The following is a 24,761-nucleotide window of genomic DNA, read 5'->3' as shown; positions in this document are numbered from 1 at the left end:
AATTTCCGTCTGAAATTTTGACCTTTCACTAACGCGGTGCCTGATACACAAGCTTGTGCTAAATAACAATTCGCCACCTAAATACTATAATACTTATGAAATTCAGATTATTTACCATCTGCCTGCTGCTAGTCAGCTTCAATTCAAACACCTTTTCCCAAATCAATTGGCAACACACCAACGGCCCTGAAGGCGGAGTTATCTTGACCATTTACGATGATGGAGAATACGCCTTTGTTGCCGATGAAAATCATTTTTTCAGAACCCGCGATGGGTTAAGCTGGGAACAACTACCCTTTGGAAACATTTGGCCCCTGGCTACTTCGCCCACCAAACTAGCTGGCGGGCAAGGATACGGGTATAATTATGGCCCCGGTTCGGACATCAAGTTTATCGTAAGTTATGATCACGGCAGCAGCTGGATTGAAGGAGCCATGCCCCCCAGCACCCATACCTCTTTTTCCAGCATCGCGGTTTGCTCGCATGGCGTTTACGTGCCCGATGGTTACAGCGGCAACATATTCAGAACGCAGGACGATGGACTCACATGGGACTCAATACCTGCTCCCGGTTTGTATTGTTACGATGCATGGGCCTTTGAAGATAGATTGTATGTCGAATGGCATTCCAAGTACTGGCGGCTGTCTTTGAACGGAACCGATTGGGAATTGGTGTCGCCTGCATTTGGCAATGGCGATTACCCTTTTACTATGTTCGCTTCCGATTCCCTCTTGTTTTTTGCTACCGAAAACAACCTTTGGTGTACCAGTAATTCCGGAGGCACTTGGACCAAAACGCCAATACAGTATCACAACAGCTCGGACAAATTTTGCAAAATCGGAGATCGGGTGTATAAAAGCGGCGGGCAAACAGGCATTATGTACACGGATGATTTTGGACATAGTTGGCATGATTTGCCCATCCCCAATGGTTATTACTCCTTTGACCTGGCGACAGCAGGAGGACAATTGTTGTGCGGCACTTACAATCAGGGAGTGTTGCGGTATGATGCCCCCAACCAAAAGCTTATTCCATCAAATAAAGGGCTTACTTCAGCCGCAGTGTATAACCTGGATTCCGGCAACGGGCAATTATGGGCTGCTTGTGGCACCGGCGTGTTCGCCTACGATCTGGCTCAGGAAATATGGGTTGACAAAGCACCTTTACCGATGCCTGGTAATTATTTTGAAAACGTAGCAGTCAGTCCAGCTGGAAAAATAATGGCCAGCGAAATAAACGAAAACCGTATTTACCTGTCTGTAAATGAAGGCGCTTCCTGGGATACCATTTTACCCTCCAATCCGGCAAATGGGACGATTATCCATATTGATAAATTATTTTGGATAGGAGAAAATATATTGATCAAGGCTGAATGGGATGAGGATGCCTTGTCTACCGACCTTGGCAAAACCTGGAAATTTGGTAATTTTCCCGATGAAATTGTCTTTTTCGCCGGCCGGTATTATGGGCTTACCTGGCGCGGCGAGCTCGTTTCAAGCGACGACTTTGGCCAAAGCTGGCAACCGGAGATTGGCCCTAAAGTTTCTTACCCAAGGTCACTTTATGCCACCGATGATAAACTATTTGTACTGAGTGAAGACGCCGCATATAGAAACCAAATCCACAGCACCTCCAATGTAGTCAACTGGACCTATTCCAGTGAAGGGCTCCCACAGATGGATATTAATGGACCTACTGACAATCACTATAGTGGTAAGATTTGGCACAAAGGCGACAGATACTATCTGCATCAACCCTCCATAGGTTTTTTCACCTCCCTCGATACCTGCAAAACCTGGCTCCCAGTAGAACGATATACCTATGGCGTCATGCATGTTGCAGACACCACCTTTTTTCGCGGCAGTTTTGGCGGCGGAGTTTCCAAAACGGGTTTGCCGCAAAACTATGGCGCAAGCTCTACGGGCCATGTGTACAAAGACGATAACAACAATGGCATATGGGAACCCAATGAAGCCGCATTGCCCAATCTACAGGTGGGCATCAAAGAACCAGGTGCCTGGTATCCATATTGGTTTGTCTACACTGCATCAGATGGCAGGTATTCGATTGGCAGTACGGCCGGCAGCATCGATACAATTCGGTTGCGAGTTCCGTCAGCCTATGTAGAAAACATCAATCCACCGCAACACGTGATAAGCAATTCGGGCAATGACCGCAATTTTGGCGTTCATTTCACAGCAGACATCACCGATGTTTCCATTACCGGCTATTTTGCAGGACGGCCGAGGCCTGGGTTTCCACTTGGCGCTTATATAATCTACAATAATGAAGGAACCATAACTGCCGGCGGCGCAATCTCTGTCAAACTCGACCCGAAATTCAAGTTCATCAGTTCCGACCCGCCTCCTTCCGCTATCATTGGAAGCGATAGCCTGATTTGGGATATCAGCTCCATCTCCCTTTGGAGCCAGGAGTCGATTCATATCAACGGAAAGGTGGATTCGACCGCAGTTATTGGCAGTCTCTTTAAAATGAGCGGGCACATCGAGCCAAATTTGTCCGATTTTATGTCTGTTAATAACCATTTCATGCGCTCGGACACCGTGGTTGGCTCTTATGATCCGAATGAAAAACGAGTTGAACCGGCAAGTGGACTTACCTCAACCGAAATCGCAGAAGGAAAAGAGCTGGTATACACCGTTCAGTTTCAAAACACAGGCAATTTCCAGGCCGACCGTGTCCGTATCACGGATCAGCTGGATACGGCTTTTGATGCCAGTACACTGCGCCTGGTGGCGTCAAGCCACCCGATCTCCTCATTTCGCCTGCTCCCCGGCAATTTACTGGAAGTCATCTTCGAACCAATCGCATTACCGGATAGCAACAGCAACGAATCGGCTAGCCACGGTTTTGTTTCCTTTGGTATCCAACGCAATAAAGCATTCAATGCGAGCTATAAAATCCGAAACACAGCCTCTATTTATTTCGATTTCAACGAGCCGGTGATTACCAATACGGTTATTACACTACTAGCAATGCCCATTGTATCCAGCTATGAGCCTAAAACAATGGATACTAAATATCCTAGTCTTATGATTTCGCCCAATCCAACGACAAAGGATTTTGTTGTAGATACCCGTGGAAGGTTGTCGGGTCATGGAGATATTGTGCTGATCAACGCGCAAGGAAAAATTTGTCTTTCCCTGCAAGCCACCGACTTGTCAAACCCTATAAATTTGACAATCAGCGGCTTAATCGATGGAGCTTACATAGTTCGTGCTTCAGGCAAACAAGGGATTTTATTTGGGAAGCTGGTGATTTCGCGCTAATAAGTAGCATGATCTGTCAGCGCCAATTATTTACTTTTGGCTGCTGAGTGTTTGGCGAGGCCAATCCGTTGACTATAATAATATTCTATACTTAGTTTAAAGAATCTGGAAGAATCTGGAAGAAAATGAAAGAGAGCTTAGATACTACTATTGAATCTTTTGATCCTACTGACCACACCTTCTTGGAGCAAAAACTTATAACCGAGAAAAGGAAACTTAATAATGTTGTCTTGCCTACAATACTTATTTCGTTTATACTACCTATTATACCAAGAAATAGAAAAACAATGATTGAAACTATGGATTATTCAACTGCAGTTTTATCAATACTTATTGTGTTTTCTTTGATTTTTGCTCACCTATATTACGACACAATCGTTAAACTAAAGAGGGAACTTCAATCAAAGAGAAAGGTCGTGTACTTGGCTGTAGTTAAAAAGAAGGAAAAATCTCTTTTAAAGAAGAAAACCCATTCTGTAGTAGCACCAATAGCCGATAATGTATACAATAAAGTAATCATTAGAGAGAATGACTACGAACGTTTACAAGTTGGAGATAAAATATTACTTGAATATTCACTTCTAACAAAAACATTTATAAAATATAGGCTTATTTAATAACGATCATTAAAAGTACTACAGCCAACAGCTAAGTATTCGTTGCGTCCGGAGGACGAACAATGAATACTTAGTTGTTAGGGGTTGTAATTTAAGACACCTAAACTGACATTAAAACAACTTTTTAAAAATTTATAAAATGAACAAAAGATCCTATTTACTTTTCCAAGGTTGGAGTTATGCAGTAGTGGTAATCGTTCTTATATTAATATTTTCATTTCAAAAAATTGACAATTTTGGTATCATTTTCGGAATTGCCTTCCTTTCTTTTCTATCATACAGGTCTTATTCTTGTTTTAAAGAACTTAAAGTTACAAGTGAAGGTGAAAGAGTTTTTGCACCTTCCATAGACTCAACGACAAATGAAAAAATATCATTTTATCAAAGAATGCTTTTGCTAGGTATTCCTGCATTTATAATTTTATCAATTTGGATATACTTTGACTTGAGTAAAATAGAAAATGGAACAGTTCAGTCAGTTAGCTTATGGGAACCAATTTCTATGCTTTATAACTTAGGGGGATATTGGCCCGCAGTATTAGGGACACCTTTACTTGGATTATTAACAGTGACGTTACTTATAAAAAAACTAATAGAGCTTAAAAATATCGAATAAAAAAATTTAAGATGAATATATAATGTTAAAATTAAACAATTGAAAATACTATTTACAATTTTATTAAGCATCCTTATTATTAAATCAGTGGATTGTCAAAGTTCGCCTGTCATTTTTAACTATGATTCAATTTTAAGTAATAATTCGGAGCTATATTACAAACTTACTATGATCAACACCTATAATAGATTGGCTAAATTATTTGGATATTTTGACACGATTTCGATCATACAAATTAAAAATGAATTTATTTACCTTTATAAGGATGTATCAATATCTGATTTTAAATCAAGTAATTCCAATAAACAAACACCATTAACAATAGACTACAGCGTTTCTCATGGATCTACATTTCTTTTTACAAAAAGCATAATTTCACCTATTGAAACCAGAGAAATAACATACCATCATGATTTAGGTAATGCATCAATTGGATTCATAAAATTAAGTAATTATAAATTTGAAGTTCTGAATGGAAGATATGAAGAAAGAAAAGCCGATGGCACAAAAGTCATGGAGGGTAGTTATTGCCAAATAGATAGTATCTATTCAATAATACAAGAAGAATTTGATCCAGAAACATATGAGTCTACACTAATAGAATACAAGAGAATTAAATATCCTATTAAAATAGGGGTTTGGAAATTGTATAATGATGATGGCAAGATAATTAAAAAAGAAGAATTTGAATTTTGCAAAAAATAGTGTTCTCGACTAGGCTAATAAAATCTAGGTTGTATTTTGATAAAAGAGTGGAATTAGAATGATTAATGATTCCAATATCAGGATCAAGGTGGCCCACCCCTTAAAGTGAGCAAAAAATTGATGCTAAAGTATTTGAAATTGGAGCATTAAATCCAAATACTCATGTCTGCTAAATGCAAGCAAATGCATCAAAACAAGATTATTTTTAAAATATATTAATAATTTCAAAAACAAAGTATTACTTTTAGATTTCACATGAAAGCAAGTATCCATAACTACAGCACACTAACAGCAAACTAAGCAAATACTAATGAAAGTTTCTTCAATTATTTATATTCAATTTACCAACTTTATCATCTGGCGGACGAGACAAGCTGTTCAAATTGACATCGAAGATTCGCTAATTCAAAAAATAAAGAAATATCTTCAAAATTTAATACATCCATTTTATTTTTAATTTATGTAAGAATCGACTTTCCTTTAAGCAGAACAAGGATATGAAAAACACGATAATTCTCTTAATTTTTAGTATTCAACTAATTGGATGTGTTAAAAAGCAATTTATACCAGATATAACATTTATTAAAATCGGTCGGTCTGAAACTTTAACTACATCTGATTCTTTAAAATTTGGTTCCGCATTTTATATACAAACAGATTTTCAACAGGATTCAATGTACATCAAAATAAACGTTCAACCTCAGGATATTGATTCCATAGACTTTATATGGCCCTTGATTACTCTAAAGGCAAAAATGATGGATAAGTTGAAGAATGCCTGCCTAAAATTTGTAGATTATTCTATACAATTGCCCAATGGAAATCTTCCTAATGCATACTTCGAAGAACCTGTAATTTATAATGGAGGCGCTTACCTCATATATTATAAAGACAGTATTGGAGTTGAACATTATTTTTGCTATGTTTTGAAAGATCTTAGTCCTGAAACTCAACATCTTCATTATTTATTTATGGATTATTGTCAACTAATTGGATTGAGCAAGAGTTATGAAAGGAAATTTACTATAAATTCAGATTCAATTGCTAGAACTTTAAGTTTTAAAAAAAACATGAAATGTTTTACACCTCTGGCTGAAATAAAAAAACATCACCCTATTTACAAATTTATACCTAAAGCCGATTAATTTCATATTCTAGTGCTTATTGACCTACCAAATCCGGAGTAAAAAGACCCACCCTAATTTTGTTAAAAAAGAGGAATTAGAATGGTCAATGATACTAAAATCCAGAGCATGGTGACCCACGCCTTAAAGTTAGCAAAAATTAATGCTAAAAGATTTGTATTTGAAGCATTAATTCCAAATACTCTTGTCATCTAAACGAAAGCAAATGCATCAAATTTAGATTATTTTTAAAAAACATTGATCATTCAAAAACAAAGTATTATTTTTAGGTTCCATTTGGAAATAAGTGTCAATAAATACAGCAAACTAATAAATTAATAATGAAAGTCTTTTCATTTATTTATGCTTCTTTATCCTGCTTTCTCGCCTTGCGGTTAAGGCGAGTTGTTCAACTTGGCATCAAAGATTCGCCGATTCAAAAAATAAAAACATATCTGCAAAAGTTGATGCCTGCAATATTATGTTTCAGAAGCTTAGCCTTTAGGGTCGACATCAACTTTCCTTTGTGTTAAGTGCAAGTGGCGGACATTATGCATGACAAAAAATTATTGGCAATTTTATGGATGACAAATTCAAAATAGACCTTAGACCATCTCTAAACAGAGCTAAAAAATTTACCAAGAGGGTTGCTCTTGACAATGTGACAATTAATTTACCTTTTGTAAGTCTTGTTTTATCGCCAACAAAACAAGACAAAAAATCGCTAAAAGCGTATATTTTTTGTTTTGATAAGTTTTACGAAGCTAATTCATAAAAATTAAATGAATACATTACGATATAGTTTTCTGCTAATACTGCTCATGTTAAGATTAAAGACATTTTGTCAAAATACGGTTCCGCAACACTTAAATGTGAAGGAAAAAATAGGTTGGATACCATTTGATAAAAGCCTAGACAATTCAAACTTCAAGGTATGCGATGAATTGAATATTGAGGAGTATTACCAGGTCAACCCATCATACGGAGAAGGGATGCCTAGTATCAGGAAATACATCTCTTCCCACCAAAAGGAACTGGAAGAACTCTGTGAAAAAGACGGGTATGTAATTTCACGATTTGTGATTAATTGCCAGGGGCAAACCGATCGTTACAGGACTAAATTCATGTCATTGAATTATACAGATGAAAATTCCGTAAACGCTGAGTTGCAGAAAAAAATTATCCAATTGACGCGTAACATGGGGAATTGGTCCCCCGGTAAATACGAAGGTAAAACGTACGATTGTTATCAGCATCTTAAATTTCTTTTTAAAAATTCCCAACTAGTTGATATTTTGTTTTAAATGATTAAAAAATATTACATAACGTGGGTAAACCTTTTTGCAATGAGTATATCTTTTATGATATCCTGTAAAGGGCCAGCACAAAATAAACAGACTATAGAAATAACACAGAAGTTACTGGACTCTCTGTCCGCATACCCTCAAGTTTCAATTCAAAGCGATTTGTATTATAAATTGGTTTTGGAAAAATATCCCAATACGCAAGAAGCATATATGAGCCGTTCGGTTGCTTATAACAAAGGGGGCGAACATGCAACCGGTTTTGCTATGCTAAATAGGGCTGTGGAATTAGCCCCCATTGAAAACCTTGGCTATCGTGCTTTTGTAAAACTGTATATGATGCACGATTATGAAGGAGCCTTGCAGGATTGCCTGCGATTTGATTCATTAAGCTCTTATTCCAAACCTGGAGTATGGGGCGAGGATATGGACATGGTGATCGGTTTGTGCTACCTGCAATTAAATGATTTTCAGAATGCCCGCATACGGTTCACAAATTCAATAAACTGGGTCACACAAAAAATTGGAAAAGAATGGAATTCGCCACGAGTTTTTTTGTATCTCGGAATTAACCTTAATAAAGAAAAAGAATATTCACAAGCCACTCAGGTTTTCGATGAATTAATTCGACTCAACCCAAATTATTCTGAAGCTTATTATTATAAAGCGAAATGTTATAGCTTGCGAAAAGATTTAAAAAATGCCGCCGCAACTTTAGAAAAATGCAAACAAGTTTTTAAAAAGTATAGTGCTGAAAAAAATGTTTATTTTGAATTGCCCTATCAAATCTATCCATCCATGCTATCCGATTTATCTAAACCTTTTTGAATCATCCACAGATATTTAAAAAATTTAATAATGAAAGTCTTTTCCTTTATTTATGTTCCATTTACCAAGTTTCTTACCTTTAGAACTATACTAACTGTTCACCTTTAATTAGAATATTCGCAATGCAAATCATAAATAAAAATCAAGTTGCCCTTTCAAGGATAGCAACCGTAATTATTTTCCTTGCTTTAATTCGGTGTAACTCCGAACCATTTAGGTTGGACTATTACGGCACAACTGTATTAACTTTTGAAGCAATTAAACCATTTCTGATAGGTGCCTTGATAACTGCAGTGGCTCTATTCTCAATGACCATTCTTTCATACTTTGCCAAGCACAAATTAATTATTGCCATTTCAATTTTGACCACTATTTTATTGTTGGTCATGAAAAAAATCTATCTTTGACAATCCTAAATTTTGGTCACACTTCACAAGTTCGTTAGAGATTTTATGCGGTCACTGGTCATTTAATAATAAACTCTTCAACAAAAATTAAATGGAAGTTATCATCATTTCAGTTACGGCTTTTATCGTAGCCATTCTCACATTCTTTTCGGGCTTCGGACTAGGAACAATTCTCACTCCGGTATTTATGATTTTCTTTCCGGTTGACTTGGCAATCGGGCTGACAGGTATTGTTCACTTCTTTAACAACATGTTCAAATTGTTTTTAGTCGGACGGAAATCTAATAAAGAAGTTTTATTGCGTTTTGGTATCCCTGCTGTTATCGCAGCCATTGTTGGTTCATGGCTGCTGCTCAACATTACCGACCTCAAACCGCTTTTCGTTTACGAGGCCTTTGGAAAAACTTTTGAAGTGTATCCAATAAAGTTTATCATCTCCATTTTGCTTATCATCTTCGCAAGCATTGACCTCATTCCATATTTCAACAAGTTGCAATTCGGCAAAGACAAACTTCCCATCGGTGGCGCATTGAGTGGTTTCTTCGGAGGACTTTCAGGAAATCAGGGAGCATTGCGAAGTGCATTTCTAATCAAAGCTGGACTTTCCAAAGAAGCATTTATTGCAACAGCAGTTGTAGTTTCTACTTTTGTTGACTTCACACGTTTGAGTGTATACGCAACACGATTTACCAAAGCAGGACTTAGCGATAATTTGACTTTGGTAGTTTGTGCGACACTCTCTGCAATTGCAGGGGCATACATCGGCAACAAACTTTTGAAGAAAGTAACCTTGAGATTTTTGCAAGTAACCATTGCTATAATGCTAATCATAATTTCACTTGCTTTGGGTGCAGGACTAATATGACAACGACAAACACGGTGCCCAGAAAAAGAACAGTTGTAACAAATAAGAATTCCTATTCAAATAGCCGAGGCAAGCTTTTGGGTCCGGCGGATAGTCTGTCTTGTCCTAAGAGAAACAATGAATACTTTGGTGCAAAGCTTGACTTGTAAAGAAGATAAGGACATCTGTATGGACACTGTAAAATCCGGAGGATATTGACCCACTTTGATTTTGATAAAAGAGAAGAAATCAATTGAGCAATATTTCTAAAATAAAGAGGCATAGTGCCCCTCCCTTTATAGAAAGTAAAATTGATGTAAATGAAATTATATTTGGGAAATTAAATGCAAAAACTCCTACCAGCAATCCTATTGCAAATTCAACAAACTAAGAATATTTTCAAAAATATTTAGGATTTATCCGACAAAGTATTATTTTTAGCCTTCACATGGAAAAACACTATAAATATTTCACTAAATTGGACATAAACCATAAAAGACTTTCACTATTTACCATTTATATATATATTCACTTGCTCGTGTGTCGGGTTAGACAGGTCGTACAACATAGGAAGTTGATGGCAGCAATTATATGTTTCAGGAGCTTGGCTTTAAAGAAAGCAATCACCTTACCTTTTTGGTAGTCACCTTGAACTTAATATGAAAGTAATTATCAACATACTGTCTTCAATAATATTCTTTTATTGTTTTATTATCTTAATTTATTCGGCTGGATTTAACATTAAAGAACTCGTATTACAAATAAATATATTTACTTTAATACTTTTAATAATTTTGTTCTTTCCAATTGTTACTTCTTTGATCTTATTTCTATTTAAGAGAAATGATTCGACCTTTCAAAAATTCACAATATTAAATTTAATTCTATCATTAATTTTAGTATTTATTATTGACAGGCAATGGAATTTTAAATATTTAAATGATGATATTAAGATTGTTTCAAGTTATAGGAGCGGCATGCCTAAAGAAATTAAATATTTTAATTATCGCCATTATAGCGATCAAATAGTTTTGAAATATTATGAAAATGGGAACATTAGCTACAAAGTAAACTTTCTAAACGGAGTAAAATCAGGGATAGAAACTTATATAAATGAAAACACTTCATTAAATAAAATTAATGATTACACCAATGGTGTATTGATCAGAACAATCGAATATGAAAATCAAAATTATGGTTTGTCTACCGAATTAAAAAGTGATTTAGAAAACTTAAATGTCGGAATTGATACTAAGATATTAAATGATCTAATTAATTCTCTTAATGTATGTACACTCCCAAATAGAACAGAGATAAAATATTTCGAAAATGGAAAAGTGAAGAGCAAGCAATTTTATAATAGAACATCAGAAGTTAGTAAATATCATGAATATTACAATAATGGAACATTAAAAGAAGAAGGAATAAAAAGCAAATTTGATAAATTTGGGGAGTGGAAATATTACAATCATAAGGGTAAAATTGACTCTATTGAGAAATATGACACCACAGGTATTCTTATAAAGAAAATAATCAATTGACCAGTTTGTGGTAATCGTCAAAAAAATTCGCTATAATATTCATTTTAAAATTTGCACCTTTGTAATGAAAAAATAATGAAAAGATAACATCAGAATTACTAAAAACTTTGAAGAGTTATTAGACATTAAATATGGAAAAATCGGTACTGAAAAACGTGCTAATTTTGAAGAAAAAGCATAGTATTTTGTGATTAGCGAAATGCAAAAAGAGGCACAAAAAGAAGCAAATTTGACATAGGTTACACTTGAAAATAATTGTCTCTTAACACAGCACACTAAGAAATTAATCATGAATAAACATTTAATATTATTGCTATTTCTATATACTACATTAACGGCGGTATCTCAACCTACAAAGTTGATAACCAATAAATATAGTGGAATTAATCAGATATCTGAGAACTATAGTGTTTTAAAGTCAGATCGAATAACAAAGCATGGACCTTATATCACCTATTTTCGAGCCACAAAAGAGGAAATAAATGATATTAAAAAGGGATACATAAAATTACACCATTTCATTAAAATGAAAGGAAATTACATCAACGGCAAAAAGGATGGCGAATGGATTGAGTATTCCAAACCATCTGTTTTTAAATCTCAAGGAAACTATAATGATGACAAAAAGGTCGGAATCTGGCTTTCATCAAAGGAAGGAGGAAGTGTCATTGAAAAATATGATTATGATCATCAAATAAAAATCAAACCCATTATAAAAGTAGAAATACGCTATCCAGCAAAAGCAAGAGATGCTGGTATTGAGGGCCATGTAAAAATATTATATCATGTAAATAGTGATTGTTCCATTTCTAATTTTGAAATTATACAATCAGTATCCAATGAATGCGATAAGGAAGCTCTTTCCAAGCTCATTAAATTTGGAGAGCTATCAAAAAAATACAGTATAGAGCCAATTTGTAAAGAATCCATCGATACATTTAAAGTAAATTTTAGACTCAAAGAATGAACATAAAACTCGCAAAGCAAAAAACATTGAATCCAAAGCAATCCCGCCAGGAAGTTCAACCATTTTCTTATGGTTTTACTATTTAAATTCAATTAATTCATTACTTTTGGCAGTAACAAAATACGGGTACTTCTTAGATGCCTGACCCTTGAATGTAATTTTATTTGACGAAACAATAACATTGAAACAATGAATGATAGCACGATAGACAGTTTGCGAGAGGCCTTAAAACATTCGCCTGACAACACTCCATTAAGACTTTTATTAGCAGACACTTTACTTAATTTGAATAGACTTGAAGAAGCCGAAAAAGAATATTCAACCCTTCTTAAAATCTCGAATGACCACAAAGCTAAAATTGGTCTTGCTACAGTTTTTTTCAAGAAAGGAAGCTATTCAGCTTGTAATGTTGTTTTAGAGGAAGTAATTGACACTGGGACAAATGAATTAAGCGCTTACACACTTTATGCAAAAGCACTTTTAAAAGAAAATTCAATATCAAAAGCAATTGATGCTTACAAAAAAGCCCTAACGATTGACCCAAATTACTTTGATGAATATCTTGACAACCAATTGCGACAAAGAGGAAACAATGAAGTTGTAGATATAGAAGAAGAAATTGACACCCGCTTCTTACAAAAACCAAAAATCAATTTTAGTGATGTTGGAGGCATGGAAGCTGTAAAAAAAGAAATAGACCTAAAAATTATAAAACCACTACTCCACCCTGAACTTTATAAAGCCTATGGGAAAAAAATCGGTGGCGGAATTTTGCTCTATGGACCACCGGGCTGTGGTAAAACATTTATTGCCAAAGCAACTGCCGGACAAGTAAATGCTAAATTTATTAGTATTAGTTTAAACGATATTTTAGATATGTGGATTGGCAGTAGTGAAAAAAATCTTCATGAAATATTTGAATTAGCAAGACACAATACGCCATGTGTTTTATTCATTGATGAAATTGATGCCTTAGGTGCAAGTAGAAGTGATATGAAACAGTCAAGTGGCAGACACTTAATCAATCAATTTTTACAAGAGCTTGATGGAATCGATAGCACAAATGAAGGTGTATTAATTATTGGTGCAACAAATACACCGTGGAATTTGGATCCCGCTTTTAGACGACCGGGAAGATTTGACAGAATTGTATTTGTTCCGCCACCTGATGTAAACACAAGAGCATCCATTTTAAACTTAAAACTCGAGAATAAACCGACAGGAAATATTGATATATCATCCATTGCCTCGAAATCCGAAAATTATTCAGGTGCAGACATTGATGCCATTATTGATATTGCAATTGAACAAAAACTTGAATCTTCATTTAGTGATGGCATACCTAAACCACTTGAAACCAGCGACTTGTTGTCAGCATTGAAAAGACATAAACCCAGCACTCAAGAGTGGTTTTCAACAGCAAAAAATTTTGCAATGTTTGCAAACGATTCAGGACTTTATGACGACATTCTAACTTACTTGAAAATAAAAAAATAACATGACAGAAGACCACAGACTTTCCAAAGTTGAAATTCTTATTCAACAAAAAAAATTCGTAGAAGCAGAAAAAATCCTTTCCGACTTATTAACAGCGGATTCAAACAATATTTATATTTTGACTTTGCTTGCAGAGGTCAACTTACAACAAGACAAATTTGATAAAGCGAGCAATATTATTGACAATGCAATCGGGCTATCGCCAGACAATGCGTATTTATTCTATATCAAATCTCGCATAGCAATACAGCAAGACTCATTGAGTGAGGCAGAAAAAAATATAAGTCAAGCGATAGAACTTGACCCTAATGAGGCCGACTACTTTGCATTACTTGCTAATATTAAGCTAAGTCGTAAACAGTTCGAAGAAGCACTTGAATCTGCAGACCAGGCATTGGAGATCGATGCTGAAAACTTATTGGCACTTAACACAAGAAGTACGGCTTTAAACAAACTTAATCGTAGTGAAGAATCATTTGCTACTATTGAAGGCGCATTGCGCGAAGATCCTAATAATGCTTTCACACATACAAACTATGGGTGGGGCTTACTTGAAAAAGGAGATCACAAAAAAGCATTGGAACATTTCAAAGAAGCATTAACGAACGATCCAACTTTCAATTATGCCCAAATGGGTATGCTTGAAGCTTTGAAAGCCACAAACCCAGTTTATAGGCTATTCCTGAAATATTCCTTTTGGATGAGCAATCTGACTGCAAAATATCAGTGGGGTGTAATAATTGGTTTTTATTTTGGTTTTAAAATATTAAAAACAATTGCTCGTCATAATGAAAATCTACAACCCTATTTAATGCCTTTAATTGGGGCTCTAGCTTTAATTGCGTTTTCAACATGGGTTATCGCTCCAATAAGTAATTTATTTCTTCGGTTCAACAAATACGGACAATTGCTCCTAAATGAAAAAGAGAAAATGAGTTCAAACTTTGTAGCTATAAGCTTTGGTGCTTTTCTTATTGGAATAATATTATACTTTGTTTTACAAGACGAAAAAATGTTGACCATTGCAGGATTTGGTTTTGCCATGATGTTACCTTTTGGAACTATGTTTTCTCCTTCTAAAAACAAATATGGCCTTTTAATTTACACCATTGCTTTGGCAGTAGTGGGCTTGATTGCTATCATTATGACTATTGCAAGTAGTGAAATGGATAACCCAATGTGGCTTGTCTTCATTTTTGGGTTTGTAGCATTTCAATGGGTAGCAAATTATATGGTAATTAAAGAGGACAACCGATAATGATTTATAGAAATAACTACAATTGATAGTGAAGTATTCCTCGTCAAATAGCCGAGGTAGGCTGTTGTGTCCTAGAGGGCAGCCTGTCTCGTTCATTTAGAATTAATGAATAAATTGGTGCAGAGCTAACTTCATAATCAAGGATAGGACAGCACTATAAGTGTAGCCAAACAATTTTATGCTTATTGGGAAATTACATAAATCCTGAGGATGGTAACAACCAAAATCCTGAACATAGTGACCCACTACCTAAAATGAGTAAAAGATTGAACTTAAAGAATTTGTGCATGTAGCAATAAATCCAAATACTCCTGACAGCTAAACGAAAGAAATCGAGTCAAATTAAAATTATTTTTATTAAAATTGATCATTCAAAAAACTAAGTAGTATTTTTAGGTTTCACTGTAAATATTTCACAATGCAACATTTTCAAAAACTTCTCAATCCATCACAACACTATTATTAATATTTAATTTAAAAACATTGCTATCTTTAAAGCCCTAAACATAAATCATTTGAATATGAAACTGGTATATGCCCCTTCATTAAGTATGCTTCTAAAGAAATTACTATTAATTTTTATTCTATTATTTACGTCAGAATTTGCTAAAGCAGGATGGAATCAAGTTAATATTGGTATCAATGACCACTTTAACAGTGTGCTTTTTATGAGCTCAACTCATGGTTTAATTGCTGGAAACCACGGAATATACTTTACTACAACTGGAGGGGGTACTGCAAGTGATTGGACACGTTTTACTTTTACAAATGATCCTTCATATTTAGAACTTTATAATAACTGCCAATTCAAAAAAATAGCTGTCTATTCTGATTATACTGTATACATTTGTGGAACAGATACTGTAAATAAAAGAGCTATTATCTTTAAGCTAGATTTATCCAATTTAAGATATTCGTTTGCCTATGTTGGGCCAAAAAACAGTTCTCTGAATGCATTAGCAATAATAAACAGTTACCTATTTGCAGTTGGGAATAATGGGCTTGTGTTAACTTCCTCAAATTTTACTGATTTCACCAAAGTTGAAACAGGATTGTCCAATAACTTATTTTCCGTATATCCAAAAACAATTAGGATATATGGTATAGCCGGCGATGGTGTTTTTATATTAATTATTGCAAATCAAACAGTTTACAAATATCCAGACGACTCAATTAGAGTTTTAAGCTACAATCAAGCTTCGGACAAATTCTTAGCATTTGGGAACAAGCATATTCGATACGAAAATTATGGAGCGACAAGAAAAGAATTCACAAACTACGATTTTGCACCTCTTTATGCAACCTCCGCTTGTAATATTGGACAAAACTATTATGTATCAACCAATCACGGTATTTATTACCAAAATGGACCTTTAAGTGAAATTTTAGAATATATGCCAAGTTCGAATAATCTTAGTTTGAACGATGTATATTTTTATGGATTTGAAAAAGGATATGCCGTTGGCAATAATGGAGTATTTATTAAAACTACAGATTCTGGTGGGGGAAGTAAACCCTTTGCGACATCTAATGTCATCCCAAATTGCAAGGACACGATAACAACGCTACATGGTTCAAGCGGAACAGGAACCTGGTGCAAATGGCTATTAAACAATAAACTTATTGCATCTTCATGTAGCATTAATTATGTTTTTGAAACAGCAGGTCAATTTAATCTTGACTACATAGTAACAAATAGTTTCAATTTGTCAGATACTGCCTCCAAAAGCATCATTGTGGTTGATCCTCCTCAAATAAATTTGCCTGTTACTATATCCGATAGCATTTTATGTAAAAATCAGACCATTCAAATAACAATTCAAAATACTCAAAAAGATTTCACTTACATATTGAAAAAGAAGAATAGTGGCTCTTCTTACGGAAGTGGTTTTGGCAATGGAGGGACTATGACCTTCAATAGCAACTTATTAGATAGCGCTGGTTATTATTATATAACTGTACGAAGTAATTTTAGTCATTGCGAAAAGTATTTTACTGACAGTATTAAATTACAGTCTGAAAAAACTAAAGTATCTTTCAATTATGATCTCATCAATGCGTTTCCGAATGAAAATGTAAATTTTTATTCCAAATCGCATGATGCCCAAAATTATTATTGGTCTTTTCAAAATAACTCAAATGTTTTATCTTCCAATGATCCTAACCCTACAGGGATACGTTTTGCTGATACTGGACAAATAGTGGTAACTCTCATTGCTGAAAGTGTTAATCACTGTTTTGACACAATTATAGCAAATGGCCCCTACGTGTGCAAAGAACCAAACGTCGAAGACACTTGTTGGGCAGAGGCGTTTATTGGAGAAGATCCACTTTGGGATGGGAGGGGATATCATCAAATTAGTCAGTCCTGTTTATCCAAAGACGATTATTTATTAATATGTGGCAATTATAGTGATCATGTTTTTCGTTCAAGGTATGGAAAAAAAATCAATACTCCGAAGGGAAAAGTAGGCTCATATATAACAAAATATTCTCCCAGCGGCACAATAAAGTGGTTAAATTCTATTCAAATGCCTAACACCAATTCTTCAGATATGAAATCAACAATCTATTCAGTAACAACAGACAAATATGGAAATATTTATGTGACAGGGTCGGTTTATGATTTAAGTCAAAATGTATATTATTATCAAAATAATGGAGACTCAATATTGATTTCAAATATTAAATATCATAATTCGTATGTAGACAAGACATTTATCCTTAAACTTGATTCTTTAGGTCATTATATCTGGCACGCAGAATTGTTTAACATTATTTCAATTTATTTAAAAGCCGACTCCAATGGAAATTTATTGGCTTATGGTATAAGTGGAAAATCTCCGTCTTCTACTATAATTTATAGACAAAATGGATTTACCGACTCTTGTTTTGCTTTCACCAATAAAAAAATTGATCAAATAGGTTATTCCTTACAAAATTATGTTCTTAGGATAAACGAAAATGGATCTCTAAAATGGTTCACTTTCATAAGTAAAGAACACAATGAAGGACTAATAGATGCAGAAATGGATAGTTTCGGCAACATCTACATAACGGGTACCTATGACATCAAAACTACATTTTTCTCAACAAATGGCGATTCAGTTAATATAAAAAGAGAAGATAACGAATCTAGTAGGCGAATGTATGTTGTAAAATATAATGATGTGGGAGTGCTACAATGGCAGGTAAGAGCTAGAATAATTAATAACTTAAGTTATGATACTGATGTAATAACGCCATATAAAATTCAAATTGATCCAAATGGAACCTGTTATATCTTAGGACATACATCTTTTTTCAACTATCGATATCAAGAATATATGAAGGTGATTAATGCTGACATGAGTATTACCATTCCACGGAGATATGGTTCCTTTTTTTTGATGAAATTATCTCCATCAGGTATAGCACAATGGATTACTGGAAATTCATATTCAAATTATGGTGACGGTTCAGCATTTGAGCTCAAAGGCAGCCAATTATATTTAATAAATACCCTTCATGGTTATAATAATTCCGCTTGGTCGGGATATTATTATTCTGCAAATTTCCAAGACAGCATTTACGTACCCAATATTAATTACGGAGATTTTTTAGTGGCTAATTATGATACTTCAGGAGCACTTCATTGGATTAGTTTAGGAGGAAACACATTACCCACTGGTTATCTTCACAATTTAGTCCCTACTTCCATTTCTACCAATACTTATGGGCATCATTTTATTACAGGAACAACCCATGGTGGAACCGAACCTGCTATTTTATTTGGAGACACTGTGTCAATAAATAGATATGATGCTTTTTTTTCTAAAATGGGAGTCTCCGGATGTGAAACTACTTTAGTAAACAATACAGAAATTAATATTCCTACGACCAGCAAGCAAGCTAGTCTAATAATTTATCCTAATCCAGCCACCAACACTTTACACATAAGTGGTATCAGGCCCAAATCGATTGTTAAAATATATGATGTATTAGGCCACCTTATAATCGAAAAAGAATCAGAGTATAATATGACTCTTAATACAAGTCAACTCTCGGAAGGTATTTACACAATCATTGCACAAAGCAATAATAGTAGGTCAATAAATAAAGTGGTTATTACGAAATAAATTACCATATCCGTACAATCGACAAGCTTACATTTTTAGAAGTTTAATGTGAAATTAGTGACATAAAAATACAAAATGAAATAGTTGATGCATTTTGTTTTCAACTTGGAATAAATCGCACATATGCACCTACCACTTACATAAGATCTAGAACTCTGATGAAAGAACAAAATAAGCTTCCTGATCTCTCAATGATTATTCTAATGCATCTGGACAAGTTTGAATATGCAGCTTGCCTCGATATATAAAGTTCCAAAAAATTACTAAGAATGTTTAGTTCTTAATACATCTCCGATGAGTTCAAATCTGGATGTTATGCAAACAGTTTAAAAGCATATTAAATCATTCATTTAATTTACTCAAAGTAATATACTCGAATTAGCGATTCATATTTAAGTAAACTAATTTATAATCAAAGCTGGAGGCTTGATATCCAACCGCACATTACACACATTTTCAAAACAATCAAGATTGGAGTTCATCCTTTTAATTTTCGCTCGACGATTATTTTATAACTCCTCCCTAAAGGAAGAGAAATGTCGTCAATTTCAATTTCTTGTGCATTGTAAGAAGTAATCATGTTGCTATTAACGATATAGGATTTATGGATACGAATAAAGTCTTCTTGCGTCAGTATTTTTTCTATTTCACCGATCTGAAATTTAGTAACGAAGATCCGCTTACTGGTATGAATTCGCACATAATCTTTCAAACTTTCAATATAAAGGATATCATCCTCAAATACCTTCACTTGTTTTTTCTCTACGTTAAAAAAATGATGTACCCTTTGGCGAATCTCGCTGTGTACTTCCGATGAAACTTTTTTGTGCTTGTCGAATACCTTATTTACAGCCTGCAAAAAACGGCTGAACTCAATTGGCTTTAGCAGATAATCTATAACATTGAGATTAAAGCCTTCTAGAGCGTATTGATGATAGGCCGTAGTAAGTACAATATCATATTTATCAGGAATGGTTTTTATAAAATCAATTCCGTTAATTTTCGGTAAATTAATATCGAGAAAAATAAGATCAATTTTTTCACAACGCAATTTCTCCATTGCTTCAAATACATTTTCGCAAGTACCTTTAAGCTTTAGCCCGGGAACCTGATGGATGTAATCACTAATTACATCGGCTGCCAGAGATTCATCCTCTACTATCAAACAATTCAAATCCTGCATATGATGCTAAGTTAATCCGCAAATTTACTACGAAGTGATTATCTTTTTCAAAATGAACAAATGAATAATCTCTGTACAGCAGTTCGAGTTGTCTGCGGAGGTTTGGCAAACCTATTCCTTCTTCACCATTTGATTGAACAGATGAACCTTCAATAGGATTTATTACGCTTACATCAAGCGAATTTTGAATCAATGTAATATTGAATAGGATTTCTGAAGTCCCAGAACCATTTCCGTGCTTAAATGCATTTTCAATAAGTGGAAAAAGTATTAGTGGTGTTACTTGCGTGGAGCTGTTCTCAATATGCTTTTCCATTTTCACCTGTAATCTTTTTCCAAAACGAAGTTGCTGCAGCTCTATAAAATCATCAATAATTTTTATCTCTTCTTCTATAGGAACCGTTATTTTTCCAGTTTCATAAATCATATAGCGAAGAATTTTTGACAGCTTCATAACAGTATCAGGCGTTGAAGCAGATTGTGCTCTCGAAAGCGAGTAAATGCTGTTGAGCATATTAAACAAAAAGTGAGGATTGATTTGCGATTTAAGATGCAGCATTTCTGATTGTAGTTTTTCTTGTATAAGCGCTTTTTCATTTTTGATAGCATTTATCCGCAACCGGAATAATTTAATAGCTGCAGCGATTCCAACCACCTGCAATATATCGAAAATCGAATAAAATAATCGTGCTGTAAACTCAAGGGTGGTAAACGTCTGCGGCTTATTGAATGTAACATAAGGCCATATTACAAAATGTATCATGACACGATAAGCCAACACAAAAAAACACATTGCAACAAAAGCTTCAATAAACAGCATGAACTTACCCGGTTGTTTCAACCATCTTGGAATCAGTGAATATAAAACATAATAAACTGCAGGTATTTTAATTAATAATAAGAGTAGTTGGCTCAACGCTGTCTTATTGAATAAATCAAGTGAAGGGTTAATGTTATTGGAACTGGAAAGGTATAGCCCAGTAAAGAGATTGATACTGAAATAAACCATCCAGAATAAAATGTGTAACCAAACGCTCTTATTCATTATCACACTGTAAATATCCAGAATAAAAATTACAAAAGCTTAAAAAAAATAGGAACGGCAGATTGCTACATACAAACAGTAAATTTAACCAAATGTAAGGTGTACGTATCTTAAATGCTGTTTTGTGGGTATCGGAATATGTTGTTTAGATACTTTTGAAAATAGAACATATTATTCTGAATAGATTTGCTTAAACAAAATTATGCAACATGAAAATAAGTCACCATTATATTTTCGTTTCCAAACAAATTCTCATTATTTTATTTAGCCATCTAATGGTTAATGCAACATTTGCGCAAACATTTACAAAGATTACTTCTGGTCCGTTTGTGACCTCTGATGGCGACTCGCGCAGTGTAAACTGGGTTGATGTAAATGGTGACGGATTTATAGATTGTATGATTACGAATGGTCCAACGGAAGGGCAAGACAATTTTCTATATATCAACAACGGCACCGGAGGGTTTACTGCTCTAACGGGCGATACCATTGTTAAGGACAATAAACCTTCGGATGGAGCAACATGGGCTGATAGTGACAATGATGGCGATTTAGATTGTTTTGTAGTAAACTGGTATAACACAAAAAATCTATTCTATAATAATACCAGAGTTGGTGCATTTACTCAAACTCAAAATGCTGTTGAAACCAGCGGTGGTTATTGTGAAACAGGATCGTGGGGCGATTATGACAATGATGGCTTGCTCGATTTATACGTTACCCGAAGTGGTGGCACCTTAGCCACAAATAAAAATTTGCTTTTTCATAATGAAGGAGGCAATGTATTTACAAAAGTGCTGACAGGCACGCCAGTTACAGATGCCTTTATTTCTCGAAGTGTTAACTGGACAGACATTGACAGCGATGGCGACCTTGATTTGTTTGTAACAAATGAAAAAGATCAAAATGAAAATTTATATCGCAATGATGGTGCAGGGGTATTTACTAAACTTACAAATGGTCCACTATTAAATGATGGAGGGAAAACAATGAGCAGCAATTGGGGTGATTATGATAATGATGGCGACCTTGATGTGTTTCTCGCTAACGATCAGGGAAATGATGGGCTTTTCAGAAATGATGGTCAATTTAATTTTACAAAAATCACTTCCGATACAGTTTCAAATTGCGGTGGAAATTCGTTTAGCTCGGCTTGGTCAGATATAGATAATGACGGTGACATAGATTTATATGTAACCAATTCATTTGGGACAACAACGCTTTGGCCTAATTTCCTTTTTCTAAATAATGGCAATGGTTCATTTACGAGAGTGGGAAACACCGCACCTGCAACTGATTTAGATTGGTCTTATGGTTGCGCTTTTGGTGATTATGACAATGACGGCTTTGAGGATCTAGCAGTAGCTACCTGCAGGTATAACTCGGTTGACCGTCCTGATTTACTTTATCACAATGATGGCAATTCAAATAACTGGGTCACGATAAAGCTTGTTGGCACTACAACAAATAAATCTGCTGTAGGAACTAAAATAAGAGTAAAAGCAAACATTAACGGCAATCCGGTTTGGCAGATGAGAGAACTATCTGCACAAACTTCATATTGCGGGCAAAATGATTTGCGTCCACATTTTGGTTTAGGTAATGCTACAAATATTGATTCAATAAAGCTAGAATGGCTGAATGGCACTGTTGAATATTATACCGATATTACCACGAATCAATTTATTACAATTGTTCAAGGAAAGGGTATTACCGGTATAAATAATGAGAGCCTTTTAAAAATAAATGATGTGTTAATTTATCCTAATCCAGCATCAACTAAGATAAACATAATAATACCAGATGAATACCGGAATGAAAACTTTGTTAGCTTTATATATGATCAAAACGGCAAATTAATTTACTCATCAAATAATGAAAAGGAAATTGATATTAACGGGTTAACCATAGGCACATATACAATAAAGGTTAAAGTTGGTAAAAGCTATAATACTCAAACTATCATAAAACTTTGATAACATAATTTTGAGACTTTAAATTTTAACAATACTACCTCAATCGATTTACTTTCATTTTATAAAAAAATAAAATACCATTGAATCATGGATTAAATTAATTTTACAAACACGGATGTAAGTCTTTTTCCTAATCCATTTTTTTCGAGATAACTTTGTATAGGGACAAAATTTTAACAAATGCAACCGTGACAGTTGACAAATGGTAGTTTCCGACTGAACAGGGCTTTTATTTAATTGACTTAAACAATCAAGATATTAGAATAATTAAAAAGACACAATATGAGAGATTAGATATCTATAGGGTCAATGTTTAAAAAGTAGTGGAACAATTTAAATAAATAATTAAAACAGCACAGATGAAAAACCTATGCCAATACAGTTTGTCGAGAATACGAATTATTGCCAGTCTTATTATTTTGAGCATTACAACAGAGGCATGTGAAAAGACTGAGCCAGCTTTTCAACCTCCAATAGTAATAGTCAACCCGAGTGATTCTACCAAAAGCATACTCTTTGTCGGAAACAGCCTCACCTATTACAATGACTTGCCTGGCTTGGTTTCCAAGCTTGGAAAAGATAGTGGCATAGTAATCAAGACTGAAATGGTAGCTTATCCAAATTATGCACTTGAGGATCATTGGAATGATGGGCAGATACAAACACTTATTGCAACAAAAAAATATGATTTTGTAGTAGTGCAGCAGGGTCCTTCTTCGCAGGCCGAGGGTCGGGAAATATTGCTCGATTACGGGGCAAGAATTAAAAATCTATGCATACCACATAATACCAAACTGGCTTTTTTTATGGTATGGCCTACTTTTGCAAACTTTCAAACTTTTGATGGGGTAATAAAAAATTATACTGATGCAGCTGTGACAACCAATTCACTGTTATGTCCGGTTGGTACAGCATGGAAGGAACATTTTTTAGCAACCGGTGATTATTCTTATTACGGGCCTGACAAATTTCATCCATCCCAAAAGGGAAGCGAAAATGCAGCGCTGATAATATTTAAAACTTTAATTAAGAAATAATGAAATTTATTTCTTTTTAAATAATAATAATATTGTTTTAGATTTGGAGTGCTTTTTTCGACCCCCATCAAATATAATACAATATGGATATACTGTTGATAAGGGTATCAAATTAAAGGAAAAGGATTTTAAAAGGTAATTGTAGTTATGGGTATTTGAATATCCCGAATATGAAAAAGTATATGAAAAATGCAAAAAAGTATATCACTAAAAACAATTAAATAATCAAGGTCTTTTCCTTTATTGATGTTCCATTAACCAGAGTTCTCGCTTTACGAACAAGACAAACTGTTCGACTTGAAATCGACCTTGCAACTGTCCAAATAACCAAGAAACTTAGGTCAAAATCCTTAGTCTTAGATTTTTATTATCTTAGCCTGAAAAATATAGTGAACAGAGTCTAC

18 protein-coding genes are annotated in these 24,761 nt (G+C 34.5%); 15 read left to right on the top strand and 3 right to left on the bottom strand.

Annotated features, from left to right (window positions below; translation table 11 throughout):
• Nucleotides 1-95: 95 nt before the first annotated feature.
• The 7 genes from IPK88_14150 (at nucleotide 96) to IPK88_14120 (ending at nucleotide 8,484) form a co-directional block, all read left to right on the top strand.
• A complete protein-coding gene (locus tag IPK88_14150; GenBank protein MBK8244566.1) occupies nucleotides 96-3,290 on the top strand; it encodes a T9SS type A sorting domain-containing protein in 3,195 nt (1,064 codons plus the stop codon).
• Nucleotides 3,291-3,415: 125 nt separating this feature from the next.
• On the top strand, nucleotides 3,416-3,907 hold the full coding sequence (locus IPK88_14145; protein MBK8244565.1) for a hypothetical protein: 492 nt from the start codon (nucleotides 3,416-3,418) through the stop codon (nucleotides 3,905-3,907).
• Nucleotides 3,908-4,046: 139 nt separating this feature from the next.
• Complete coding sequence (locus IPK88_14140) at nucleotides 4,047-4,523, top strand: hypothetical protein (GenBank protein MBK8244564.1); 477 nt, start codon at nucleotides 4,047-4,049, stop codon at nucleotides 4,521-4,523.
• Between the two features lie 39 nt (nucleotides 4,524-4,562).
• Nucleotides 4,563-5,228 (top strand): hypothetical protein, encoded by a 666-nt coding sequence (locus IPK88_14135; protein ID MBK8244563.1) that lies wholly within the window; start codon nucleotides 4,563-4,565, stop codon nucleotides 5,226-5,228.
• 497 nt (nucleotides 5,229-5,725) lie between these two features.
• Entirely contained in the window at nucleotides 5,726-6,373 is a 648-nt protein-coding gene (locus IPK88_14130; protein ID MBK8244562.1) for a hypothetical protein, read from the top strand.
• 761 nt (nucleotides 6,374-7,134) lie between these two features.
• Entirely contained in the window at nucleotides 7,135-7,656 is a 522-nt protein-coding gene (locus IPK88_14125; protein ID MBK8244561.1) for a hypothetical protein, read from the top strand.
• A 42-nt stretch (nucleotides 7,657-7,698) separates the two neighbouring features.
• A complete protein-coding gene (locus IPK88_14120) occupies nucleotides 7,699-8,484 on the top strand; it encodes a tetratricopeptide repeat protein (protein MBK8244560.1) in 786 nt (261 codons plus the stop codon).
• Nucleotides 8,485-8,710: 226 nt separating this feature from the next.
• Here the strand turns inward: IPK88_14120 and IPK88_14115 are convergent, their stop codons facing one another.
• Nucleotides 8,711-8,872, bottom strand: a complete 162-nt coding sequence (locus tag IPK88_14115; protein MBK8244559.1) for a hypothetical protein — start codon at nucleotides 8,870-8,872, stop codon at nucleotides 8,711-8,713.
• Between the two features lie 110 nt (nucleotides 8,873-8,982).
• Here IPK88_14115 and IPK88_14110 point away from each other — a divergent pair, with 110 nt between their 5' ends.
• The 6 genes from IPK88_14110 to IPK88_14085 all read left to right on the top strand — a co-directional run bounded on the left by IPK88_14110 (nucleotide 8,983) and on the right by IPK88_14085 (nucleotide 19,116).
• The gene (locus IPK88_14110) at nucleotides 8,983-9,756 is read left to right on the top strand and encodes a sulfite exporter TauE/SafE family protein (protein MBK8244558.1); all 774 of its coding nucleotides are present in this window, start codon (nucleotides 8,983-8,985) and stop codon (nucleotides 9,754-9,756) included.
• Between the two features lie 956 nt (nucleotides 9,757-10,712).
• Entirely contained in the window at nucleotides 10,713-11,276 is a 564-nt protein-coding gene (locus IPK88_14105; protein ID MBK8244557.1) for a hypothetical protein, read from the top strand.
• A gap of 289 nt (nucleotides 11,277-11,565) precedes the next feature.
• Nucleotides 11,566-12,243 (top strand): energy transducer TonB, encoded by a 678-nt coding sequence (locus IPK88_14100; GenBank protein ID MBK8244556.1) that lies wholly within the window; start codon nucleotides 11,566-11,568, stop codon nucleotides 12,241-12,243.
• Between the two features lie 189 nt (nucleotides 12,244-12,432).
• Complete coding sequence (locus tag IPK88_14095) at nucleotides 12,433-13,740, top strand: AAA family ATPase (GenBank protein ID MBK8244555.1); 1,308 nt, start codon at nucleotides 12,433-12,435, stop codon at nucleotides 13,738-13,740.
• A gap of 1 nt (nucleotide 13,741) precedes the next feature.
• Entirely contained in the window at nucleotides 13,742-14,998 is a 1,257-nt protein-coding gene (locus tag IPK88_14090) for a tetratricopeptide repeat protein (protein MBK8244554.1), read from the top strand.
• Between the two features lie 521 nt (nucleotides 14,999-15,519).
• Nucleotides 15,520-19,116: a T9SS type A sorting domain-containing protein gene (locus IPK88_14085; protein MBK8244553.1), complete on the top strand. Its 3,597-nt coding sequence runs from the start codon at nucleotides 15,520-15,522 to the stop codon at nucleotides 19,114-19,116.
• A gap of 478 nt (nucleotides 19,117-19,594) precedes the next feature.
• Here IPK88_14085 and IPK88_14080 read toward each other — a convergent pair whose 3' ends face one another.
• Nucleotides 19,595-20,299 carry a response regulator transcription factor gene (locus IPK88_14080; protein ID MBK8244552.1) on the bottom strand — a complete coding sequence of 235 codons (705 nt, stop codon included), beginning with the start codon at nucleotides 20,297-20,299 and terminating at the stop codon, nucleotides 19,595-19,597.
• Nucleotides 20,265-21,344, bottom strand: coding sequence for a histidine kinase (locus tag IPK88_14075; protein ID MBK8244551.1), 1,080 nt, complete (start codon nucleotides 21,342-21,344; stop codon nucleotides 20,265-20,267). Before IPK88_14075 ends, IPK88_14080 begins: the two co-directional genes overlap by 35 nt.
• 209 nt (nucleotides 21,345-21,553) lie before the next feature.
• Here IPK88_14075 and IPK88_14070 point away from each other — a divergent pair, with 209 nt between their 5' ends.
• Both IPK88_14070 and IPK88_14065 read left to right on the top strand, forming a co-directional pair.
• Entirely contained in the window at nucleotides 21,554-23,320 is a 1,767-nt protein-coding gene (locus IPK88_14070; protein MBK8244550.1) for a VCBS repeat-containing protein, read from the top strand.
• Nucleotides 23,321-23,679: 359 nt separating this feature from the next.
• Nucleotides 23,680-24,357, top strand: coding sequence for an SGNH/GDSL hydrolase family protein (locus IPK88_14065; protein MBK8244549.1), 678 nt, complete (start codon nucleotides 23,680-23,682; stop codon nucleotides 24,355-24,357).
• The last annotated feature ends 404 nt before the right edge of the window (nucleotides 24,358-24,761 follow it).

The sequence above is a fragment of the Candidatus Defluviibacterium haderslevense genome, from assembly GCA_016712225.1.
Taxonomy (GTDB): domain Bacteria; phylum Bacteroidota; class Bacteroidia; order Chitinophagales; family Saprospiraceae; genus Vicinibacter; species Vicinibacter haderslevensis.
The sequence above is the reverse complement of the archived record's forward strand: the minus strand, read 5'-3'. Positions and strand labels throughout refer to the sequence as shown.